This is a genomic window from Hahella sp. HN01, assembly GCF_018986435.1.
Taxonomy (GTDB): domain Bacteria; phylum Pseudomonadota; class Gammaproteobacteria; order Pseudomonadales; family Oleiphilaceae; genus Hahella.
The window spans coordinates 17830-35796 of the sequence record NZ_JAHMIN010000009.1 but is presented as its reverse complement, the minus strand read 5'-3'; the positions used below and the strand labels follow the sequence as shown (position 1 = coordinate 35796).

At 56.3% G+C, this 17967-nt stretch carries 15 protein-coding genes and 1 other RNA gene; all 16 read right to left on the bottom strand.

Features of this window, described 5'->3' with window-relative positions:
* Positions 1–75: 75 nt before the first annotated feature.
* The 16 genes from ftsZ to rnpB all read right to left on the bottom strand — a co-directional run bounded on the left by ftsZ (position 76) and on the right by rnpB (position 17904).
* Complete coding sequence (gene ftsZ, locus KP814_RS10590; RefSeq protein ID WP_127968639.1) at positions 76–1239, bottom strand: cell division protein FtsZ; 1164 nt, start codon at positions 1237–1239, stop codon at positions 76–78.
* Positions 1240–1330: 91 nt separating this feature from the next.
* Positions 1331–2563, bottom strand: coding sequence for a cell division protein FtsA (gene ftsA, locus KP814_RS10585; RefSeq protein WP_216736744.1), 1233 nt, complete (start codon positions 2561–2563; stop codon positions 1331–1333).
* Positions 2564–2592: 29 nt separating this feature from the next.
* Positions 2593–3432 (bottom strand): cell division protein FtsQ/DivIB, encoded by an 840-nt coding sequence (locus KP814_RS10580; RefSeq protein ID WP_216736743.1) that lies wholly within the window; start codon positions 3430–3432, stop codon positions 2593–2595.
* A gap of 114 nt (positions 3433–3546) precedes the next feature.
* On the bottom strand, positions 3547–4494 hold the full coding sequence (locus KP814_RS10575) for a D-alanine--D-alanine ligase (protein ID WP_216736742.1): 948 nt from the start codon (positions 4492–4494) through the stop codon (positions 3547–3549).
* A gap of 39 nt (positions 4495–4533) precedes the next feature.
* Positions 4534–5967, bottom strand: coding sequence for a UDP-N-acetylmuramate--L-alanine ligase (gene murC / locus KP814_RS10570; RefSeq protein WP_371824052.1), 1434 nt, complete (start codon positions 5965–5967; stop codon positions 4534–4536).
* Positions 5960–7042: an undecaprenyldiphospho-muramoylpentapeptide beta-N-acetylglucosaminyltransferase gene (murG, locus tag KP814_RS10565; protein ID WP_216736741.1), complete on the bottom strand. Its 1083-nt coding sequence runs from the start codon at positions 7040–7042 to the stop codon at positions 5960–5962. Before murG ends, murC begins: the two co-directional genes overlap by 8 nt.
* Entirely contained in the window at positions 7039–8232 is a 1194-nt protein-coding gene (ftsW, locus tag KP814_RS10560; protein ID WP_216736740.1) for a putative lipid II flippase FtsW, read from the bottom strand. Before ftsW ends, murG begins: the two co-directional genes overlap by 4 nt.
* Positions 8229–9569, bottom strand: coding sequence for a UDP-N-acetylmuramoyl-L-alanine--D-glutamate ligase (gene murD / locus KP814_RS10555; protein WP_216736739.1), 1341 nt, complete (start codon positions 9567–9569; stop codon positions 8229–8231). Before murD ends, ftsW begins: the two co-directional genes overlap by 4 nt.
* A gap of 7 nt (positions 9570–9576) precedes the next feature.
* Positions 9577–10659 (bottom strand): phospho-N-acetylmuramoyl-pentapeptide-transferase, encoded by a 1083-nt coding sequence (gene mraY / locus KP814_RS10550; protein ID WP_127968633.1) that lies wholly within the window; start codon positions 10657–10659, stop codon positions 9577–9579.
* A gap of 47 nt (positions 10660–10706) precedes the next feature.
* On the bottom strand, positions 10707–12038 hold the full coding sequence (gene murF / locus KP814_RS10545) for a UDP-N-acetylmuramoyl-tripeptide--D-alanyl-D-alanine ligase (protein WP_253938301.1): 1332 nt from the start codon (positions 12036–12038) through the stop codon (positions 10707–10709).
* Positions 12039–12080: 42 nt separating this feature from the next.
* On the bottom strand, positions 12081–13598 hold the full coding sequence (locus KP814_RS10540; protein WP_216736737.1) for a UDP-N-acetylmuramoyl-L-alanyl-D-glutamate--2,6-diaminopimelate ligase: 1518 nt from the start codon (positions 13596–13598) through the stop codon (positions 12081–12083).
* A 1-nt stretch (position 13599) separates the two neighbouring features.
* Complete coding sequence (locus tag KP814_RS10535; protein ID WP_216736736.1) at positions 13600–15372, bottom strand: penicillin-binding protein 2; 1773 nt, start codon at positions 15370–15372, stop codon at positions 13600–13602.
* On the bottom strand, positions 15369–15764 hold the full coding sequence (ftsL, locus tag KP814_RS10530) for a cell division protein FtsL (RefSeq protein WP_216736735.1): 396 nt from the start codon (positions 15762–15764) through the stop codon (positions 15369–15371). The genes KP814_RS10535 and ftsL overlap by 4 nt, the downstream gene beginning before the upstream one ends.
* Positions 15764–16693, bottom strand: a complete 930-nt coding sequence (gene rsmH / locus KP814_RS10525; protein WP_216736734.1) for a 16S rRNA (cytosine(1402)-N(4))-methyltransferase RsmH — start codon at positions 16691–16693, stop codon at positions 15764–15766. Before rsmH ends, ftsL begins: the two co-directional genes overlap by 1 nt.
* A gap of 4 nt (positions 16694–16697) precedes the next feature.
* The gene (mraZ, locus tag KP814_RS10520) at positions 16698–17153 is read right to left on the bottom strand and encodes a division/cell wall cluster transcriptional repressor MraZ (RefSeq protein WP_041598950.1); all 456 of its coding nucleotides are present in this window, start codon (positions 17151–17153) and stop codon (positions 16698–16700) included.
* A 385-nt stretch (positions 17154–17538) separates the two neighbouring features.
* An RNA gene (gene rnpB / locus KP814_RS10515) (RNase P RNA component class A) lies at positions 17539–17904 on the bottom strand.
* Between the last annotated feature and the right edge of the window lie 63 nt (positions 17905–17967).

The following is a 17967-nucleotide window of genomic DNA, read 5'->3' as shown; positions in this document are numbered from 1 at the left end:
TCTGGATAAAATTCGGCCAAATCATACCAGAAAGGTATTAGGTGCACCAACCTAAAAGACCGAACTCATTCTCATTTAATCCGCCTGACGACGCAAAAACGCAGGTATGTCCAAATAGTCCACGTTTTGCTCATCCCCTACGGCCCGACGATCCACCGCCGCATTGCCCACAACTGAAGTAGCGCGTTTACGCATCACAGTCGGACGCTCCAGCTGATGATAATCAGTTGTGCCGTTCATAGTCCGGGAAGAGTTGTCCACCACCTTGGTCGGCCGGTCATGCACACCGCCCAAACCCGTGGCGACCACTGTCACCCGCAACTCATCCTTCATTTCTGGATCGATTACCGTTCCAACAACCACTGTCGCAGCGTCGGAAGCGAATTCTTCAATGGTGGCGCCCACTTCAGAAAACTCGCCCAAAGACAGATCCATGCCTGCAGTAATGTTGACCAGAATCCCACGCGCGCCCTGCAGATTGATATCTTCAAGCAGCGGGCTGCGTACGGCTCTTTCCGCCGCTTCACGAGCGCGATTGTCGCCGCTGGAAACGCCGGTGCCCATCATCGCCATGCCCATCTCGGACATAACGGTGCGAACGTCCGCAAAGTCTACGTTTATCATTCCAGGACGGATAATCAAATCCGCAATTCCCTGTACAGCCCCCAAAAGCACATCGTTAGCCGCGGCGAAAGCATCCAGCAGACTGGTGTTTTTGCCCATGACGCTTAACAGCTTCTCGTTGGGAATCGTAATCAGTGAATCGACGTGTTGTCCCAATTCACGCAGGCCGGCTTCCGCAACTTTCATGCGCTTGCCGCCTTCAAACGGGAACGGACGGGTGACTACTGCAACCGTCAGGATGCCCATCTCACGGGCGATTTCCGCTACAACCGGCGCGCCGCCCGTTCCGGTGCCGCCGCCCATGCCAGCAGTAATGAAGACCATGTCCGCGCCTCTCAGCGTTTCCGCGATGCGCTCTCTGTCTTCCATAGCCGCCTGACGACCGACTTCTGGATTGGCTCCGGCGCCCAGCCCTTTGGTGACGCTGCCGCCGAGTTGAATCACGTGCTTGGCGTCGACATCACGCAACGCCTGAGCGTCGGTGTTCGCGCAGATAAACTCCACGCCTTCCACCGAAGAGGCGAGCATGTGACGAACTGCGTTGCCGCCGCCGCCGCCAACGCCTACAACTTTAATGACTGCATTTTGTGGTACGTTATCTACGAGCTCAAACATTCCCCTTCTCCTTCTTCGTTATAGTACCTGCGACCTGAAACTAATTTCCGCAAGTTGGTATAGACCTTTGAGTTGACTCTATTTGGGCTGATTAAAAATTCCCCATAAACCAGTTCTTCAGCCGTTGGAACAGGTTTTCTGCAGGTTCTCCCCGGTGCTGGGAGCCCCGGCCGAGTTCTTGCTGTTTAAATCCATAGAGCAGTAATCCGACTGCGGTGGAGTACATAGGATTGCTAACCACATCGCTCAGGCCGGTGACCCACTGCGGCACCGCCAGCCTTACCGGCATGTGGAAAATCTCCTCCGCCAACTCCACGACCCCCTCCATACTGGAGGTTCCTCCAGTGAGCACGACGCCAGCGGCAATGAGATCCTCATACCCGCTGCGTCGCAACTCTGATTGGATCAAGGTGAACAACTCCTCATAGCGCGGCTCCACAACTTCCGCCAGCGACTGCCGGCTTAAGTCCCGCGACGGGCGATCTCCCACGCCTGGCACCTTGATCGTCTCATCCGCGCCCGCTAGCTGAGTCAGCGCGCAGGCGTATTTGATTTTGATTTCCTCTGCATTCTGCGTTGGCGTTCGCAACGCCATCGCAATATCGTTAGTGACCTGATCGCCAGCGATAGGGATTACCGCCGTGTGGCGAATAGAGCCGCCCGTGAATATTGCGATATCAGTCGTGCCGCCGCCGATATCGACAACGCACACGCCCAATTCTTTTTCATCATCCGTCAGCACCGCGTAGCTGGAGGCGAGCTGCTCCAAAATGATTTCGTCTACTTCCAGGCCGCAGCGCTTCACGCACTTTTCGATGTTCTGATAAGCGTTGACCGCACAGGTAACCAGATGAACCTTGGCTTCCAAGCGCACGCCAGACATCCCTACAGGCTCTTTCACGCCCTCCTGGTTGTCGATGACGTACTCCTGCGGCACGACGTGAAGCACACGTTGATCAGCGGGAATCGCCACAGCCTGCGCCGCATCCAGAACTCGTTCCAGATCCGCCTGCACCACTTCCCGGTCGCGCACCGCAACGATGCCGTGGGAGTTCATGCTGCGGATGTGGCTGCCGGCGATGCCCGCATAGACGGAGTGAATGCGGCAACCGGCCATCAGCTCAGCCTCTTCCACCGCACGTTGTATGGCCTGGACCGTTGTTTCGATATTGACGACAACGCCCCGTTTGAGTCCGCGTGACGGATGGGAACCGATGCCAACGACTTCAATCGCTCCTTCCTGATTTCTCTGCCCGACAATGGCCACCACTTTGGATGTGCCAATGTCCAGCCCCACAATCATATTCCCACTCGAACTCGCCATATATTTCGACTCTGTCTTAAAGTTCACATTCAACCTTGTTCCGGAGTAACGTCTGCTTTCCATTTCACCGCCACCCCCCGGGTGTATCGTGCGTCAACACTCGCTATTTTTTCTCGCTCCTGGTGCAGCTTCTTATCAAACAGCACAGTAAAACGGTGTAGCCGTCCCTCAACATCCTGTTTCCCAAGGTTAAGCTCCCACCCATCCGTAAAGCTGATCAGCCATGCGCCTCTGGACTCCATAATCACGCCGTTCACATCCAGTCCCACTTTGGCTAGCTCCGCCTTCCATTTCTGGAAGTTATCAAAGACCAGTCGCTCGCTGTGCGGCGGTCCAATCAGCGAAGGCAGGCCGTTCACCACAACGCCGGTTTCTTTAACGAACAACCGCCCGGCTTCGTTGATATAGCCCTGGTTGCGCCATCTGACAAAAGGCTCTTCCTCTTCCAGATCCACTTGCACAGCGTCCGGCCACAATCTCGAGATGGAAGCCCTCTTTATCCAGGGATGGGTTTCCAGGCTTTTGCGCACGCCTTCCAGATCGGATGTGAAAAAGCTGGCGTTGAGCAACGGCGCTAGCAGCTCTTTCACCTCTCCGCGGCTCACGTAATTCAACTCACCGACCACCTGAACCGTGGCGACTGGACGGTCCAACCATTTGACGCCAGCGATCAACGCGCTTAACACCAACAGCCAAAAGCAGAAGATCGATACGTGCAGCAGTACCCGATTCCACGGGATAAAGGCCAGCAGTCGCACGATCGCAGCCGGCCCGGTATTCCGGTTGTCGGCGCGCTCCCTTGCGCGGGTCGCAGTTGCGCCGCGTCGGGAACCAAGCGATTTGTCGAGCTGCTTCTTCATTGGCGTCATTAGCTGTAGCGACTCTCAGTTACTTGCCTTGGCGCAACTGTCGTTACGCACGTCCGTACATTTCAATTTTGTCCAGTCGTCCTTGACTGCCATCCAGGTCGATCGTCGTCCTGGTTACAATGTCGTACCAAGTATGCTCAAAACCAGCTGTTCAAAGCTTAATCCAGAGGCTTTTGCGGCCATGGGAACCAGACTATGGTCCGTCATCCCAGGCACCGTATTCGCTTCCAGCAGCCAAGGCTGGCCGGATGCGTCACACATGACGTCCACCCGCCCCCATCCAGAACAGCCAATGGCGCGATAGGCGTGCAGAGCCAGCGTTTTGAGCTCGTCTTCTTTGTCCTGAGATAAGCCGCAGGGCAGAATGTAACGCGTGTCGTTCACCAGATACTTGGCTTCGTAGTCGTAGAACTGGCGGTCTGTCTCCAGCTTGATGGCCGGCAGCGCGTCCTCACCCAGAATAGAGACGGTGTATTCCGCGCCGGTTATCCACTGTTCTGCGATCACGACTGAATCAAATTTCGCCGCTTCCAGATAGGCCGCTTCCAACTCTTCAGCGGACACCACTCTACGCATACCGATACTGGAGCCTTCATGAACAGGCTTCACCATCAACGGATGTCCCGCGCCCACTTCCTGCACGATGGCATTCCAGTCACATTCGGCGTCCAACACAGCATACTTGGGCGTCGGGATACCCATGGTTTCCCACAACTGTTTAGTGCGCAGCTTATCCATCGCCAAGGCGGACGCGAGAACGTCGCTACCGGTGTAGGGCTTGTTCAGCAGGGTTAACAGGCCCTGCATGGTTCCGTCTTCTCCGCCACGGCCGTGCAATACGATAAATGCTCGATCAAAATCGCCGTCCAACAAGGGCTGCAAGCCATCGCGCGGATCGATATGAAAACAGTCCACACCAGCGTTACGTAAGGCCGCGAGCACTTGCCCGCCACTTTTCAGAGACACGTCCCGCTCAGCGGAAGCGCCTCCGAACAGCACCGCCACTTTGCCGAAATCGGCGGGCGGCAAGTCTTTTACTTTTTCCCAACTGAGGACCGTCATATACGCTTTAATTACCTTGTTGCTTCGTTACGCCAGCCGCTACTGCAGCCCGCCTTCAGCCAATACCCCGGCCACTGAGCCAATGTCTCCCGCGCCTTGCGTCAGTAATAGATCGCCGTCCTGAAGCACGCCGCTCAACACTGCTTTTACATCCTGCCCACGTTCGATAAATATTGGGTCAAGCTGTCCACGCTGCCGGATACTGCGGCAGAGACTGCGTCCATCCGCCCCGGGGATTTCTTTTTCTCCCGCGGGATAAACGTCCATCAGCACCAACACGTCCACTTTGGACAACACCTGCACAAAGTCTTCGTACAGGTCGCGGGTGCGCGTGTAACGGTGTGGCTGGAACACTGTCACCAGACGCTTATCCGGCCAGCCGTCGCGAATGGCTTTGATGGTGGCGTCCACCTCTCTCGGGTGATGACCATAGTCGTCAACCAGCATGACCGAGCCTTCGGCCACCGGATAATTTCCGTAGACCTGAAACCGGCGCCCCACGCCCTGAAATTTATTCAGCGCAGAGACAATCGCTTCGTCGGCAATCCCTTCGTCAGACGCTACCGCTATCACCGCCAGCGCATTCAGCACATTGTGCTTGCCCGGCATATTCAGGCTGATGCGCAAGTCGGGCTGATCGCCAGGGCGCTTCGCGGTAAAGGATGTCTGCATCCCCTGCTGTGCGATATCCACGGCCCGCACATCCGCTTTCTCGTTAAACCCATAGGTGATGACGGAACGCCCTACACGAGGAATAATTTCACGCACCACTGGATCGTCGTAACACATCACCGCCACGCCGTAGAAAGGCAGGTTATGCAGGAAGTCGACGAAGGTCTGCTTCAGCTTCTCAAAGTCGCCGCCATAGGTGTGCATGTGGTCTGCGTCTATGTTTGTCACCACTGACACCATTGGCGTCAGGTGCAGGAACGACGCGTCGCTCTCGTCCGCTTCGGCCACCAGATATCGAGAGGCGCCCAGCTTGGCGTTGGTTCCTGCGCTGTTCAGACGACCACCGATAACAAACGTTGGGTCCAGACCCGCTTCACCTAAAACGGACGCCATCAGACTGGTTGTCGTTGTCTTGCCGTGGGTACCAGCGATGGCGACGCCATGTCGGTAACGCATCAACTCCGCCAGCATTTCCGCGCGGGCGATGACCGGAATACGTTGCTCGTTGGCCGCCGTCACTTCCGGGTTGTCTTTGGCTACGGCGCTGGATGTCACCACCACATTCGCTCCGGCAATATTCTGCGCGGTATGGCCGAAGGTGATGATCGCCCCCATATCGCTCAAACGTCTGGTCGTTGCGGACTCTTTCAAATCTGAGCCGCTGATTTCATAACCCTGGTTCAGCAGCACTTCCGCAATGCCGCACATACCGGAACCGCCAATGCCCACAAAATGTATGCGTCTGATACGGCGCATTTCGGGCGGTCCCCAAACGGTATTCTTCATAGTTGTCTCAGTCATTGGCGCATGCCTCCCAACAATACTTGACCACTTCTCTGGTCGCTTCGGGCTTGGCTAACGTCCGTGCGGCGTTCGCCATTTCCAGCAGTTTTTGCGGCTGCCCGAGCAGGGAAGTCAAAGTCTCAGCCAATCTTTCCACTGTTAAATGATCCTGTTGAAATATCTTCGCCGCTCCTGCCTGCTCCAAGTGCCGGGCATTCGCGGTCTGGTGATCGTCCACCGCATGTGGGTAGGGCGCCAGCAGGGCTCCCAATCCCACAGTACAAAGCTCCGCAAGGGTCAACGCCCCTGCTCGACATAAAGCCAGGTCAGCATTTGCATATACGCTGGCCATGTCTTGTAAAAAATCGTGGACTTCCGCCTCCACTCCCAAGCTCGCATAAAGCTCGCGACAGGCTTGGTCCTTACCCTCGCCCGCTTGATGCACGATTCGTGGACGCAAAGCCTCTGGCAAGGCCGCAATCGCTTTAGGCGCCGCTTCATTTAACGCAAGAGCGCCGCGACTGCCGCCAAGAATAAGCAGCGTGGGTTTTCTTGAGCCGATTCCCCGCTCCTGCGGCGAGGGCAACGCCGCCAGTTCGTCTCTGACCGGATTACCCACGGTCACAACCGATTGCGCCTGAGCAAAGGTTTGCGGGAAAGCTTCCAATACATAGCGCGCGCCGCGAGCCAGCCAACGGTTAGTCATTCCCGCAATCGCATTCTGTTCGTGAATCACCAGAGGCGTACCGGTCAAACAGGCCACGATGCCGCCAGGTCCTGACGCAAATCCGCCCATTCCCAACACACAATCGGGCTTTTCCTTACGGAATACGCTAAATGCCTGCCATAGGGCGCGCATCAGGTTGACCGGCGCCATCAACAATGCAGCCGCGCCTTTGCCCCGCAAGCCGCCAATTGTGATTAAACGCATAGGAATGTCGGTGCGACTGATAATACGCTCCTCCATTCCTCCGCGTGCGCCCAGCCAGACGACCTTCGCACCCTGTTCACGCAACGCCAGCGCAGACGCCAGAGCCGGGTATACATGCCCGCCGGTGCCGCCCGCCATAACCAGGAAAGTCTTGTCGCTCATCGCTGCGCGCCTCCCCGGTTTTTCACTTTTGGCGGAGCCTCTTCATTTTGTTCACAGCTCACCGCCTCGGAGCCAATTCGCAGCAAAATCGCCACGCACAGGCTACTGATAATCAAACTACTGCCGCCGTAACTGATCAGCGGCAACGTCAAACCTTTGGTTGGCAACAGCCCGGTGTTCACGCCCAGGTTGATCAACGCCTGACCGCCCAGCAACAGCGTGACGCCATAACCGGTGTAGGCGTTAAACAGCTGACCCGCACGCTCCGCCATCCGCGACACATGCATGCCGCGCCACAGCAACACGCCAAACAACACGATAATCAACAAGCTACCCAGCAGACCCAACTCTTCCGCGATAATCGCGAACACAAAGTCGGTATGCGCTTCAGGCAGATAAAAAAGCTTTTGTATACTGTTACCCAGGCCTACGCCGCTCCACTCGCCGCGCCCGAAAGCAATCAGCGCCTGAGTCAGCTGATAACCGCTGTCAAACTGATCCGCCCAAGGGTCGGTATAAGCCGTCAACCGCTTCAAGCGGTAGGGCTGTGATACCGCCAACAACGCCACGCTACCCACGCAGAACATCAACAGTGCGGCGAACCGGCTTAACGCCACGCCGCTTAAGAAAATCATTCCGACCACCGCACACATGGTGACGACCAAAGCGCCAAAATCTGGCTCCATCAGCAGCAGCAACGCCACCAGCGTCAGCACCAGCAACGGCTTGGCGAAGCCCCACCAGCTGCCGCGCACTTCGTCCAGGCGGCGCACCAGATAACTGGCGGTGTATATCGCCAGACACACTTTGGCGATTTCCGACGCCTGGATATTGATCACCCCCAGACTGATCCAGCGGGTGCTGCCGTTAACTGTGCGCCCGATACCGGGAATCAGCACCGCCACCAGGAAGCCCAGCGCCACCACCAGCAATATCCAGCTTTGCTTGTGCCACCATTGCAGAGGCAGCCGCAGAATCACAAAGCCAACTGCAACGCCGGCCAGCAGGTACGACAAATGCCGCCACATGTAGTACAAGGCCTGTCCATTAGCGTCGTCAGCGAAGTCAACCGACGCCGAGGTCACCATGATCAAGCCAATGGCCGCCAACGCCAGGGCGGAGCCCAGCAACGGCATATCCAGCGTCATCGTCTGGGTATTTTTGGAAGCGACAAGCGTTAACGTACTCATAACGCCCTCACCCATTGCTTGAACTGGTCGCCGCGATCCTCGTAGTTTTTGAACATGTCAAAACTGGCGCAGGCTGGAGACAGCAACACCAGATCGCCAGCAGAGGATGTTTCCGCCGCCAGCTTAATCGCCTCTTCCATCGTTTCAGCTGACAACGTCATTGCGCCGCCAGCGAGTGCTTCTTTTAATTTGGGGCCGTCTTCACCAATGATGATCAACGTGGACACCCACTCTTTCACCGCCGGAGCCAAAGGAGCAAAGTCCTGACCTTTCCCTTGTCCGCCGCAAATCAACACGATTCCACCGTTCGTAACAGGACCCAATCCGGCCAATGCCGCCTGAGTCGCTCCCACGTTGGTGGCTTTAGAGTCATTGATGTAGGCGACTCCGTCTTTATCGGCCACCCACTCACAACGGTGGGTCAGCCCCGTAAATTCTCTCAACGCCTGCAGACAGGGCTCGCGCTCCAAACCTGCAGCATCCGCCAGCGCCAGCGCGGCCAGCGCGTTGCTCCAGTTGTGCTTGCCGCGAATGCGCATCTGTTCTACCGGCAAAAGCTTTTCCGCGCCATACGCCAGCCAGGCGTCGCCATTTTCTTCCAGCACGCCATATTGTCCTGGCTCAGGCTGCTTCAACGTGAACCAGGTAACTTCCGCGTCCCGGCTCAGGGGCGGTTGCGCCAACGCATCATCACGATTCAGCACTTGACGACGACAGCCATAGAACACTCTCAACTTGGCGAGGTGGTAAGCCATCATGTCCGCATAGCGGTCCATATGGTCTTCAGACAGATTCAACACAGTGGCCGCCAGTGCGCCCAGGCGATCAGTCGTCTCCAGCTGGAAGCTGGACAGCTCCACCACGTACAACTCCACCCCGTCCGCCAGCAAGTCCAACACAGGCGTTCCCAGGTTGCCGCCCACGGCGACATTGACGCCGCAAGCCTTCGCCATCTCGCCAACCAGCGTGGTCACGGTGCTTTTGCCGTTGGAGCCGGTGATCGCCAAAATGGGCGCATTGGCTTCACGACTGAATACGTCTACGTCGCCACAGATCTTGACTTGCCCTTTCACCGCCTGCAGGTCTGGATGACTCAATGGCACGCCAGGGCTCAACCAGATTTCGTCGGCGCGCGCCAACATGTCCTGATCCAACCCGCCGGTCACCACCTGCACATCCGGATTGATCGCATTAAGCTCCGCCAGCCCAGGAGGATTTTCGCGCGTATCCATCACGCAAAAGCCATAACCGCGCCGTGTCAGATAATCCGCGCAGGACAGCCCGGTCTTACCTAACCCGATAACAGCGATATTACGGTCGCGCGCCAAAATCGACATGAACGAATTACCTGATCTTCAACGTCGCCAAACCAATCAGCACCAGCACTACGGTTATGACCCAAAACCGCACGATAACTCTCGGCTCCGGCCAGCCTTTGAGCTCAAAATGGTGGTGCAACGGAGCCATGCGGAAGATACGCCTTCCGGTCAGCTTGTATGACGCCACCTGTAGAATCACGGACACCGTCTCCATTACGAACACGCCGCCCATTACAAAAAACACCAATTCCTGACGGACGATAACCGCCACAACGCCAAGCGCGGCGCCAAGCGCTAATGCGCCAACATCCCCCATGAACACCTGCGCCGGATAAGTGTTGAACCAGAGAAAGCCCAGCCCTGCGCCAACTAGCGCACCCAGGAATATCACCAGTTCACCGGTTCCCGGCAGATAAGGAATATGCAGGTACTCTGCAAACTTCACGTGACCGGACAAATAAGCGAACACGGCCAAGGCGCCGCCCACCATTACGGTTGGCATAATCGCCAGCCCATCCAGGCCGTCAGTCAGGTTGACGGCATTACTGCCGCCCACGATGACAAAGTAAGTCAACAGCACAAACCCCACTCCAAGCGCCAGGGTGACGTCCTTGAAGAAAGGAACGATCAACGTCGTTTCCTGCGGCAAATGGGCGGTCTTGAATAACACGACGGCCGCGCCAAAGCCGAACACGGACTGCCAGAAGTACTTCCAGCGCGCCGGCAAACCTTTAGGGTTTCTCTCGACGACTTTGCGCCAGTCATCCACCCAGCCGATGGCGCCGAACAACAGGGTCACGCCCAATGTGATCAGCACGTAGCGATTCGTCAGGTCCGCCCACAACAATGTGCTCACTGCAATCGCCACCAAAATCAAAGCGCCGCCCATAGTCGGCGTGCCGGCTTTGCTGAAATGGCTCTCAGGGCCATCGTCTCTGACCGCTTGCCCGATCTGGTAATAGCTGAGCTTGCGAATCATCACCGGACCCACCAGCAAAGAGATCAGCAGCGCCGTTAAGACACCCAGGATCGCACGCAGCGTGAGGTACTGGAACACACTGAAAATGCTGAAATACTGCGCTAGAAAATCAGCTAACCAGACTAGCATTTAGCCCCGTCTCCCATCGCGTTTGATGAACGGACGTTCATACGATTTCATTTCTCCACAATCTGCTTCACAACGTTTTCCATCGCCGCGCTCCGTGAGCCTTTCACTAGCACCGTAGTGTTAGAATCCAGGCGCTCGCGCAACCATGCGGCGATGTCGTCATGAGTAGTAACAACCGGGGACGCATCCCCGAAACCTTCACGATATTCCGCCGCCCAGCGGCCTATTCCCAATAACATGTCTACGCCATTGTCCCTGGCGTATTGAGCGACCTCCCTATGCGCTTCCTCCGCAACGGAGCCCAGTTCTCCCATGTGCCCCAGCGCAACGATTCGACGCCCTGGATAGCGGGCCAGGACGTCAATCGCGGCCTTCACTGAAGTTGGGCTGGCATTGTATGTGTCATCAAGAATGACACTCCCATTAATTCCCAGTAACTTGTTCATGCGGCCTTTTACAGGAACCGCTGACGCGAGACCGTCGCGGACTTCATTCAACGTCCATCCCAACGCCAATGCAGCAGCTGCAGCGGCCAACGCGTTGCGCACGTTGTGCGCACCCGGCAACGGCAGCGTCGCATCAATGTCACCCTCTGGCGCGCACAACTGAAACGTGGAGCCGTTTAGCTCCAGGTTCACGTCTTGCGCTCTCACCATCGCAGACTCATCCATACCAAAACTGATAACTTTGCGCGCCCCCGCCATTTCCACCCATGCGGAGAAGTTAGCGTCGTCTTTGTTCAGCACCGCCACGCCATCTTCAGGTAAACCACAGACGATCTCGCCCTTGGCTTTAACAATGCTCGCCAGATCGCCAAACCCTTCGATATGCACGGCGGCGGCGTTATTCAGAATCGCCACCTGCGGGCGCGCAAGCGCCACTGTGTAGGCGATCTCTCCCACCGCACTGGCTCCCAGCTCAAACACCGCGCTTTTGTGAGCGTCAGTCAACTGCAGCAGGCTCAATGGCGCGCCAATGTGATTGTTGAAGTTGCCCTGGGTCTTACAGACCTCGCCGCGCTGGGACAATATAGAAGCCAGCAGCTCTTTCACCGTGGTCTTACCCGCGCTGCCGGTGACAGCCGCCACTGGTCCGTCGAAGCGACTCCGGTTCAGGGCGCCCAGCCGTCCCAGACCAACCAAGCTATCGGGCACGATAATCTGCGCCGCGTCCGCCGCCACTTTGCGTTGCGCCAGTACGGCGACAGCGCCCTTAGAAACAGCGGCGTCTATATATTCATGGCCATCGAAGCGGTCGCCTTTCAACGCGACGAACAAAGCGCCGGAGCAATCCCCCCGGGAATCGGTCGTCACGCGCGTGAAAGCAACATTGTCGCCTTCAGCCGTTCCGTCGACCGCTTTCGCTATGTCATCTGTCAACCAGTCTCCGATCATCGTCTCTATCTCTTTTTCATCTCTTCATCAAATTTCGCCGTTGGCGGAGCTTCTCACGCCAGCGACAGAGGCCAAACAGTCGCGGGCTATCTCAATGTCCGAGAACGGCATGCGCCGCCCTTGAATCTCCTGGTAATCCTCGTGTCCTTTGCCGGCCAGTAAAATCACATCCTCCAGGGCGGCATGCTCCACTGCGAAACGGATGGCGTCATTTCTGGGACGCACCACTTGAAAGTGCGCGCCTTGTTCCGCGCCTTTCACAATCTGCGCGACAATACTTTCCGGATCTTCTCCACGAGGATTGTCATCAGTCAGCACCACCTCATCCGCATATTGCGCAGCGACGGCCCCCATCAAAGGCCGCTTGCCTGGATCTCGGTCGCCGCCGCAGCCAAACACGCACCAGAGACGTCCAGGGCAATGCCTGCGCGCCGCCTTCAATGCAACTTCCAGGGCATCCGGCGTGTGCGCGTAATCCACCACAACGGTCGGAGCCTTATCTTCATGCAGCGGCTGCATACGTCCCGCCACTGGCGTCAATCGCGCCATCTGCTGACGTACAGCCTGCGGCTCCGCCTTCAATGCCGACATGGCCGCGCAAGCAGCCAACGCATTGGATAAATTAAATTCACCAACCAGCGCCAAGCGCGCGGGTTCACGGGTTGCGCCAAAATCAAGCGCAAAGCTCATTCCATCGGCATCAAAATGTACGTCTTCCGCACATACGTTCGCCGCGGACTGATCACGTTTTCCGACGCTAAACGTCAGCGTTTTCGGCCCTTGCAGCTCTTGCGCCCAGCGCGCGCCATATGGGTCATCCTGATTGAAGACTTTCCAGCGCACTGATTCCGACAGGAACAGCCGCTTTTTGGCTTCAGCGTACGCCTCTAGCGTGCCGTGATAATCTAGGTGATCCCGAGTGATATTGGTCAACACCGCGACATCAAAGTTAACGCCCGCCGCTCTGTCCTGATCCAGCGCATGGGAGGACACCTCCATCGCCACCAGTTCAATGCCTTCATCACGCAACTCCGCCAGCACCCGGTGCAGAGACACTGCATCCGGCGTGGTATGCGTCGTTGCTTTCAGACTGTTCGGGCGTCCGTAACCAAGCGTGCCGACTACCGCCGCCGACATTCCCAGCCCTTCCGCCAGTTGCGCAACGTAATGGGTGACGGAGGACTTACCGTTAGTACCGGTGACTCCCACCACTTTCATGCGATGCGTCGCCTGACCAAAAAACCGATGCGCGATAATCCCGACCACTGGCCGCACATTATCGAGCTCAATAAAGACTACATCGCCTTTTTCATAAACATGCTGACGCGTTCCTGGCAGCAGAACCGCGCGAGCGCCCCTGGCCAACGCATCCTCTACATACTGAGCGCCATTTGAACTGACGCCCTCAGCCGCGACAAATAAAGCGCCACTGGTGACTTTTCTGCTGTCTTGCTGGATATCAGACAGCCAGCAGTCCAAAGCGGCCGGCACTTCCGTGATTCCCTTTAACAGTTCCGCCAGTCGTTGTTGCGCGACACCCGGCATATCAGCCTCCATTCCTTTTGCTATCGGAGCCGCTTGCTCCTGCGACCATAGGGATAGCCCGATCCGGCGCCACATTCAGCAGGCGCAACGCATTGGCCACCACTCTGGCGAAAACCGGCGCGGAGACTTCTCCGCCGTAATATTCAGAGCCCTGCGGTTCATTCATCAAGATCGCCATTGCCAGTCTGGGCTTCTCAACTGGAGCCAAACCTGCAAACACCGCGTTATAGGCGTCATCCGCATAGCCATGCTCGCCAACTTTGTGAGTGGTGCCGGTTTTACCCGCCACACGATACTCCGCGACATGCGCCCGGGTTCCTGTACCGCCCTTTAACACCACTGTCTCCAGCATTTCCCTGATGTGCTTGGAAATGCCCGGCGACATAACCTCCTGCGGAGAAACTCCTTGCTGTCCGCCCTTAATCAAACTTACTGGCCTGCGTACGCCATCGGCGGCGATCGCCATGTATGACTGAGCCAACTGCAGCGTAGTGACTGACAGTCCGTAACCGTATGACAGCGTCGCCAGACGAATCGGCTGCCATTTGGTGAAATTCGGCAACACGCCTACCGCTTCCCCTGGAAACTCAATGCCAGACGACTGTCCAAAGCCAGCTTGGTAGAAAGTTTCAAAAACCGCTTCTCCGCCGATTTTCAACGCCACCTTGCTAGTTCCGACATTGCTGGACTTGGTAATGATAGAAACCAGGTCCAACGTGCCGTAGTCGCGAGCGTCGCGAATAGTCTGCCCATTCAAACGCAGGAAACCCGGACTGGTGTTGATCCGGGTTTCCGTTGTAAAACTCCCTGTCTTAAGCGCCGCGGCTATCGACAAGGGTTTGACGGTGGACCCGGGCTCGAACAAATCCGTCACCGCCCGATTTCGCAACCCCGAGGGGTTCATACTGTCCCGATTATTGGGGTTGAACGAAGGCTGGTTAACCATCGCCAGCACCTCTCCGGTCCTCACATCCAGTATCACCAGCGACCCGGATTTTGCGTGGTGCGCCTCAACCGCCGCCTTTAATTCCCGATACGCCATATACTGCAAACGCAAATCGATACTGAGCCGCAGGTCAGTACCGGATTGCGCGTCCTGCAGCAGACTCAAGTCCTTGATCACATAACCACGGCGGTCCTTCAGCACCTTTTTGCTGCCATTAACGCCGCGCAGATACTCATCAAAAGCCAGCTCAATGCCTTCCTGACCTTTTTCGTCGATATCCGTAATGCCGACGATATGCGCCGCCACTTCCCCAGCAGGGTAATAGCGTTTGAATTCGCGTTTTGCGTAAAGCCCTTGCAGTTTCAGGTCCATCGCCACGCGCCCGGTTTCCGGCGATAGTTGGCGCTGTACGTAAATAAACTCTTTGCCTTTATGACGACGCAGCCGCTCGACCATCTCGTCGGACTGCATGCCCAGCAAATCCGCCAGCTTACGCCAACCTTCATCATTCTCCTGCGCTTCTTGCGGGTTCGCCCATAAGGTCACAACCGGCGCGCTGACCGCCAAAGGCTCGCCGTTGCGATCCAGTATCTTGCCGCGGGTCGCCTGAATCGGCTCAACCCGTACAGTACGCATATCGCCTTGCGAACGCAGGAACTCATGATTAATCACCTGCAAATCGATAACACGCCAGACCAGCACGATAAAACACGCGACCAACACGATAGCCACAGCGTAATAGCGCCAGAGCATGGCCGGGGCTGCTTGCCCGCTCTCAGCCTGCTCCATGGCGCCTCGTTGAGCTGTCCGCCGGTCGTTGGCTTTCATCTCACAATCTCTATCTTGGTGGCGTCAGGCACATGCATGCCAAAACGCTGATCCGCAATCTGCTCCACTCGGCTGTGCGCGCTCCAGGCGCTTTCCTCCAGCAATAGCTGGGTCCATTCGCGCTCGTAGCGGTCTTTATCCCGCTGCAGCGTCTGTAGTTCAATAAACTGCTGCCGGTTCAAATGCACGGCATACACCGTGGCGACGCCGGACACCACCAGAGCCGCCAACAATGACAAAGTGATCAACGCCCGCCCCTTGATCATGCTTGCGGCAAGGCGACACGTCTCACCCCACCACTCCAGTACGACGGGCAAAATCGGCTCACGAACCGTTTTGCTGCGTCTTGTCGCCAGTGGCGTAGCCTGACCTGTAGAACGAATCAAAATCATCAACATTTCTCCAATACACGCATTACGGCGCTGCGCGCCCGTACATTGGCCGCGAGCTCAGTTTCGCCTGCGCGGATTTTCTTACCTACCAATCTGGCTTTTGGCGGCGCATCATCCACCACCGGCAGCCATTTCGGAGTCTTGGGCCCTCGTACAATATCCCGCATGTACTGTTTGACCATGCGATCTTCAAGAGAATGGAAGCTGATAACCGTCAGGCGTCCGCCTGGCTTTAGCACTCCAAACGCCTGCTCCAGCCCCTGGGCCAGATCGTCCAACTCCCTGTTGATGTATATCCTGATAGCCTGAAACGCTCGCGTCGCCGGATTCTTGCCTTTCTCCCAGCGGGGATTAGCCGCCGCGACGATTTCCGCCAGCTGCAAGGTCCGGGTAATGGGCTGAGTCTGACGCGCCGCCACGATGGCCTTCGCCATCCGCCGCGCAAAACGCTCTTCGCCCAGGTCCCAAAGCACCTTGCTAATTTCTTCTTCTTTTGCGGTATTCACCCATTCTGAAGCAGACTGTCCGCTGTCCGGGTCCATACGCATATCCAATGGCCCGTCCTGCATAAAGCTGAAGCCCCTTTCGGCTTCATCCAACTGCGGGGAGGAAACGCCCAAGTCAAGCAGTACGCCGTCAACGCCAGGCCATTGCAGTTCCGCAACAAACGAGGCCATGTCAGCAAAGGAGCCTTGCCGGAATAGAAATCTGTCATCGCCAGAAAACCTTTCCATCGCCGTCCGCCTCGCACGTGGATCTTTGTCGATACCCAGCAGTCGCCCTTGCGGCCCCAGCGCTTTCAATATCTCCGCACTGTGTCCGCCGCGCCCGAAGGTGCCGTCTATATAAAGCCCATCCGCCTTGACGCCCAGAGCCTCAACAGCCTCGGCCAATAAAACCGTTACGTGTCCGTATTGATTACTTTCCATAGTGTTATAGCGCGATGTTCATCAGTTCTTCTGGGACATCCTGACCAAGCGCATCCTCGTCCAGATATTCATCGCGCCGCTTCGTCCAGTGATCTTCGTCCCACAACTCAAACTTCTTACCCTGACCCAATAGAATCAATTTCTTATCCAGATATGCGTATTCACGTAACGGCTGAGACAACAACACGCGTCCCGCACCATCAATTTCAAGTTCAGTGGCGTGGCCCAACAAGAGCCGCTGGATGCGCCGAGTCGCCGGGTTGTACGCGGGAAGCGCGGCGATCTGGCTTTCAATCTGTTCCCACTCCGGCAATGGATAAATCAGAAGGCAGCGTTCTTGTGTATCAATGGTCGCAATCATTTGGTTATTGCTTATTTCGGCAATACGATCCCGGTAACGCGTCGGCATAGCAAAGCGCCCCTTTGAATCCATGTTGATCGCATTGACCCCTCTAAACACTTATTTGCCCATCTCAGAAGGTTTTCGCCACAAAAAACCACAATCATCCACTTTTACCCACTTTTACACACTATAGAAAGCGGAAGGCATTATTTCAAGATGATTAAGTTACGGATGGGTCAATAATTTCCTCTTAAAAGACAAGTAGTTACAGAAAAAAAGGGGAAAAAATAGACAGATTTGAGACAAAAATAGCTTTGCAATCAAAGCGCTAGAGGAATTTCTTTAGATACAAGCTCGCATCTAAGAATATTTAGCTATAAAGACCGCATTGGTAAATAAAACGAGGTATGTGCACGCCCAATTATCGGCCGCACAGTTTCATTGTTAAGAGAAGTTAACCCTGAAACTCTCATACGCAAGAGTTTCAGGGTTAAAAAGAGAAAAGAAGAGCTTGTCTGTAAGCCGGGTTCTGTCGTGGACAGTCATTCATCTGGGATGCATGTCGCCATGCACCTCTAGCGACCTACCCGGATCCAGCGTGGGCCACGCCATTGGATCCCTATTTGGTCTTGCTCCGAGTGGGGTTTTCCATCGCCATGGACTGTTACCAGCCATGCGGTGCGCTCTTACCGCACCATTTCAACCTTACCGTTCTGCCGAAGCAGACTTAGGCGGTATACTTTCTGTTGCACTTTCCGTCGACTCGCGCCGCCCAGGCGTTACCTGGCACTTTGCCCTGTGGAGCCCGGACTTTCCTCCATCCCGCGCCCAATAAAGGATGCGAAACAGCGACTGCCTAACAAGCTCTGGCGGCAAGATTAGCGATTTCCCTCTTCCGACACAAGCTTTGCGCCAGCAAGTCATTAAAGAA

Excerpts from the sequence above, each read along its gene's own strand:
- ftsZ (WP_127968639.1), bottom strand. The coding sequence starts at position 1,239 with ATGTTTGAGCTCGTAGATAACGTACCACAAAATGCAGTCATTAAAGTT.
- ftsA (WP_216736744.1), bottom strand. The coding sequence starts at position 2,563 with ATGGCGAGTTCGAGTGGGAATATGATTGTGGGGCTGGACATTGGCACA.
- KP814_RS10580 (WP_216736743.1), bottom strand. The coding sequence starts at position 3,432 with ATGACGCCAATGAAGAAGCAGCTCGACAAATCGCTTGGTTCCCGACGC.
- KP814_RS10575 (WP_216736742.1), bottom strand. The coding sequence starts at position 4,494 with ATGACGGTCCTCAGTTGGGAAAAAGTAAAAGACTTGCCGCCCGCCGAT.
- murC (WP_371824052.1), bottom strand. The coding sequence starts at position 5,967 with ATGACTGAGACAACTATGAAGAATACCGTTTGGGGACCGCCCGAAATG.
- murG (WP_216736741.1), bottom strand. The coding sequence starts at position 7,042 with ATGAGCGACAAGACTTTCCTGGTTATGGCGGGCGGCACCGGCGGGCAT.
- ftsW (WP_216736740.1), bottom strand. The coding sequence starts at position 8,232 with ATGAGTACGTTAACGCTTGTCGCTTCCAAAAATACCCAGACGATGACG.
- murD (WP_216736739.1), bottom strand. The coding sequence starts at position 9,569 with ATGTCGATTTTGGCGCGCGACCGTAATATCGCTGTTATCGGGTTAGGT.
- mraY (WP_127968633.1), bottom strand. The coding sequence starts at position 10,659 with ATGCTAGTCTGGTTAGCTGATTTTCTAGCGCAGTATTTCAGCATTTTC.
- KP814_RS10540 (WP_216736737.1), bottom strand. The coding sequence starts at position 13,598 with ATGCCGGGTGTCGCGCAACAACGACTGGCGGAACTGTTAAAGGGAATC.
- KP814_RS10535 (WP_216736736.1), bottom strand. The coding sequence starts at position 15,372 with ATGAAAGCCAACGACCGGCGGACAGCTCAACGAGGCGCCATGGAGCAG.
- ftsL (WP_216736735.1), bottom strand. The coding sequence starts at position 15,764 with ATGATTTTGATTCGTTCTACAGGTCAGGCTACGCCACTGGCGACAAGA.
- rsmH (WP_216736734.1), bottom strand. The coding sequence starts at position 16,693 with ATGGAAAGTAATCAATACGGACACGTAACGGTTTTATTGGCCGAGGCT.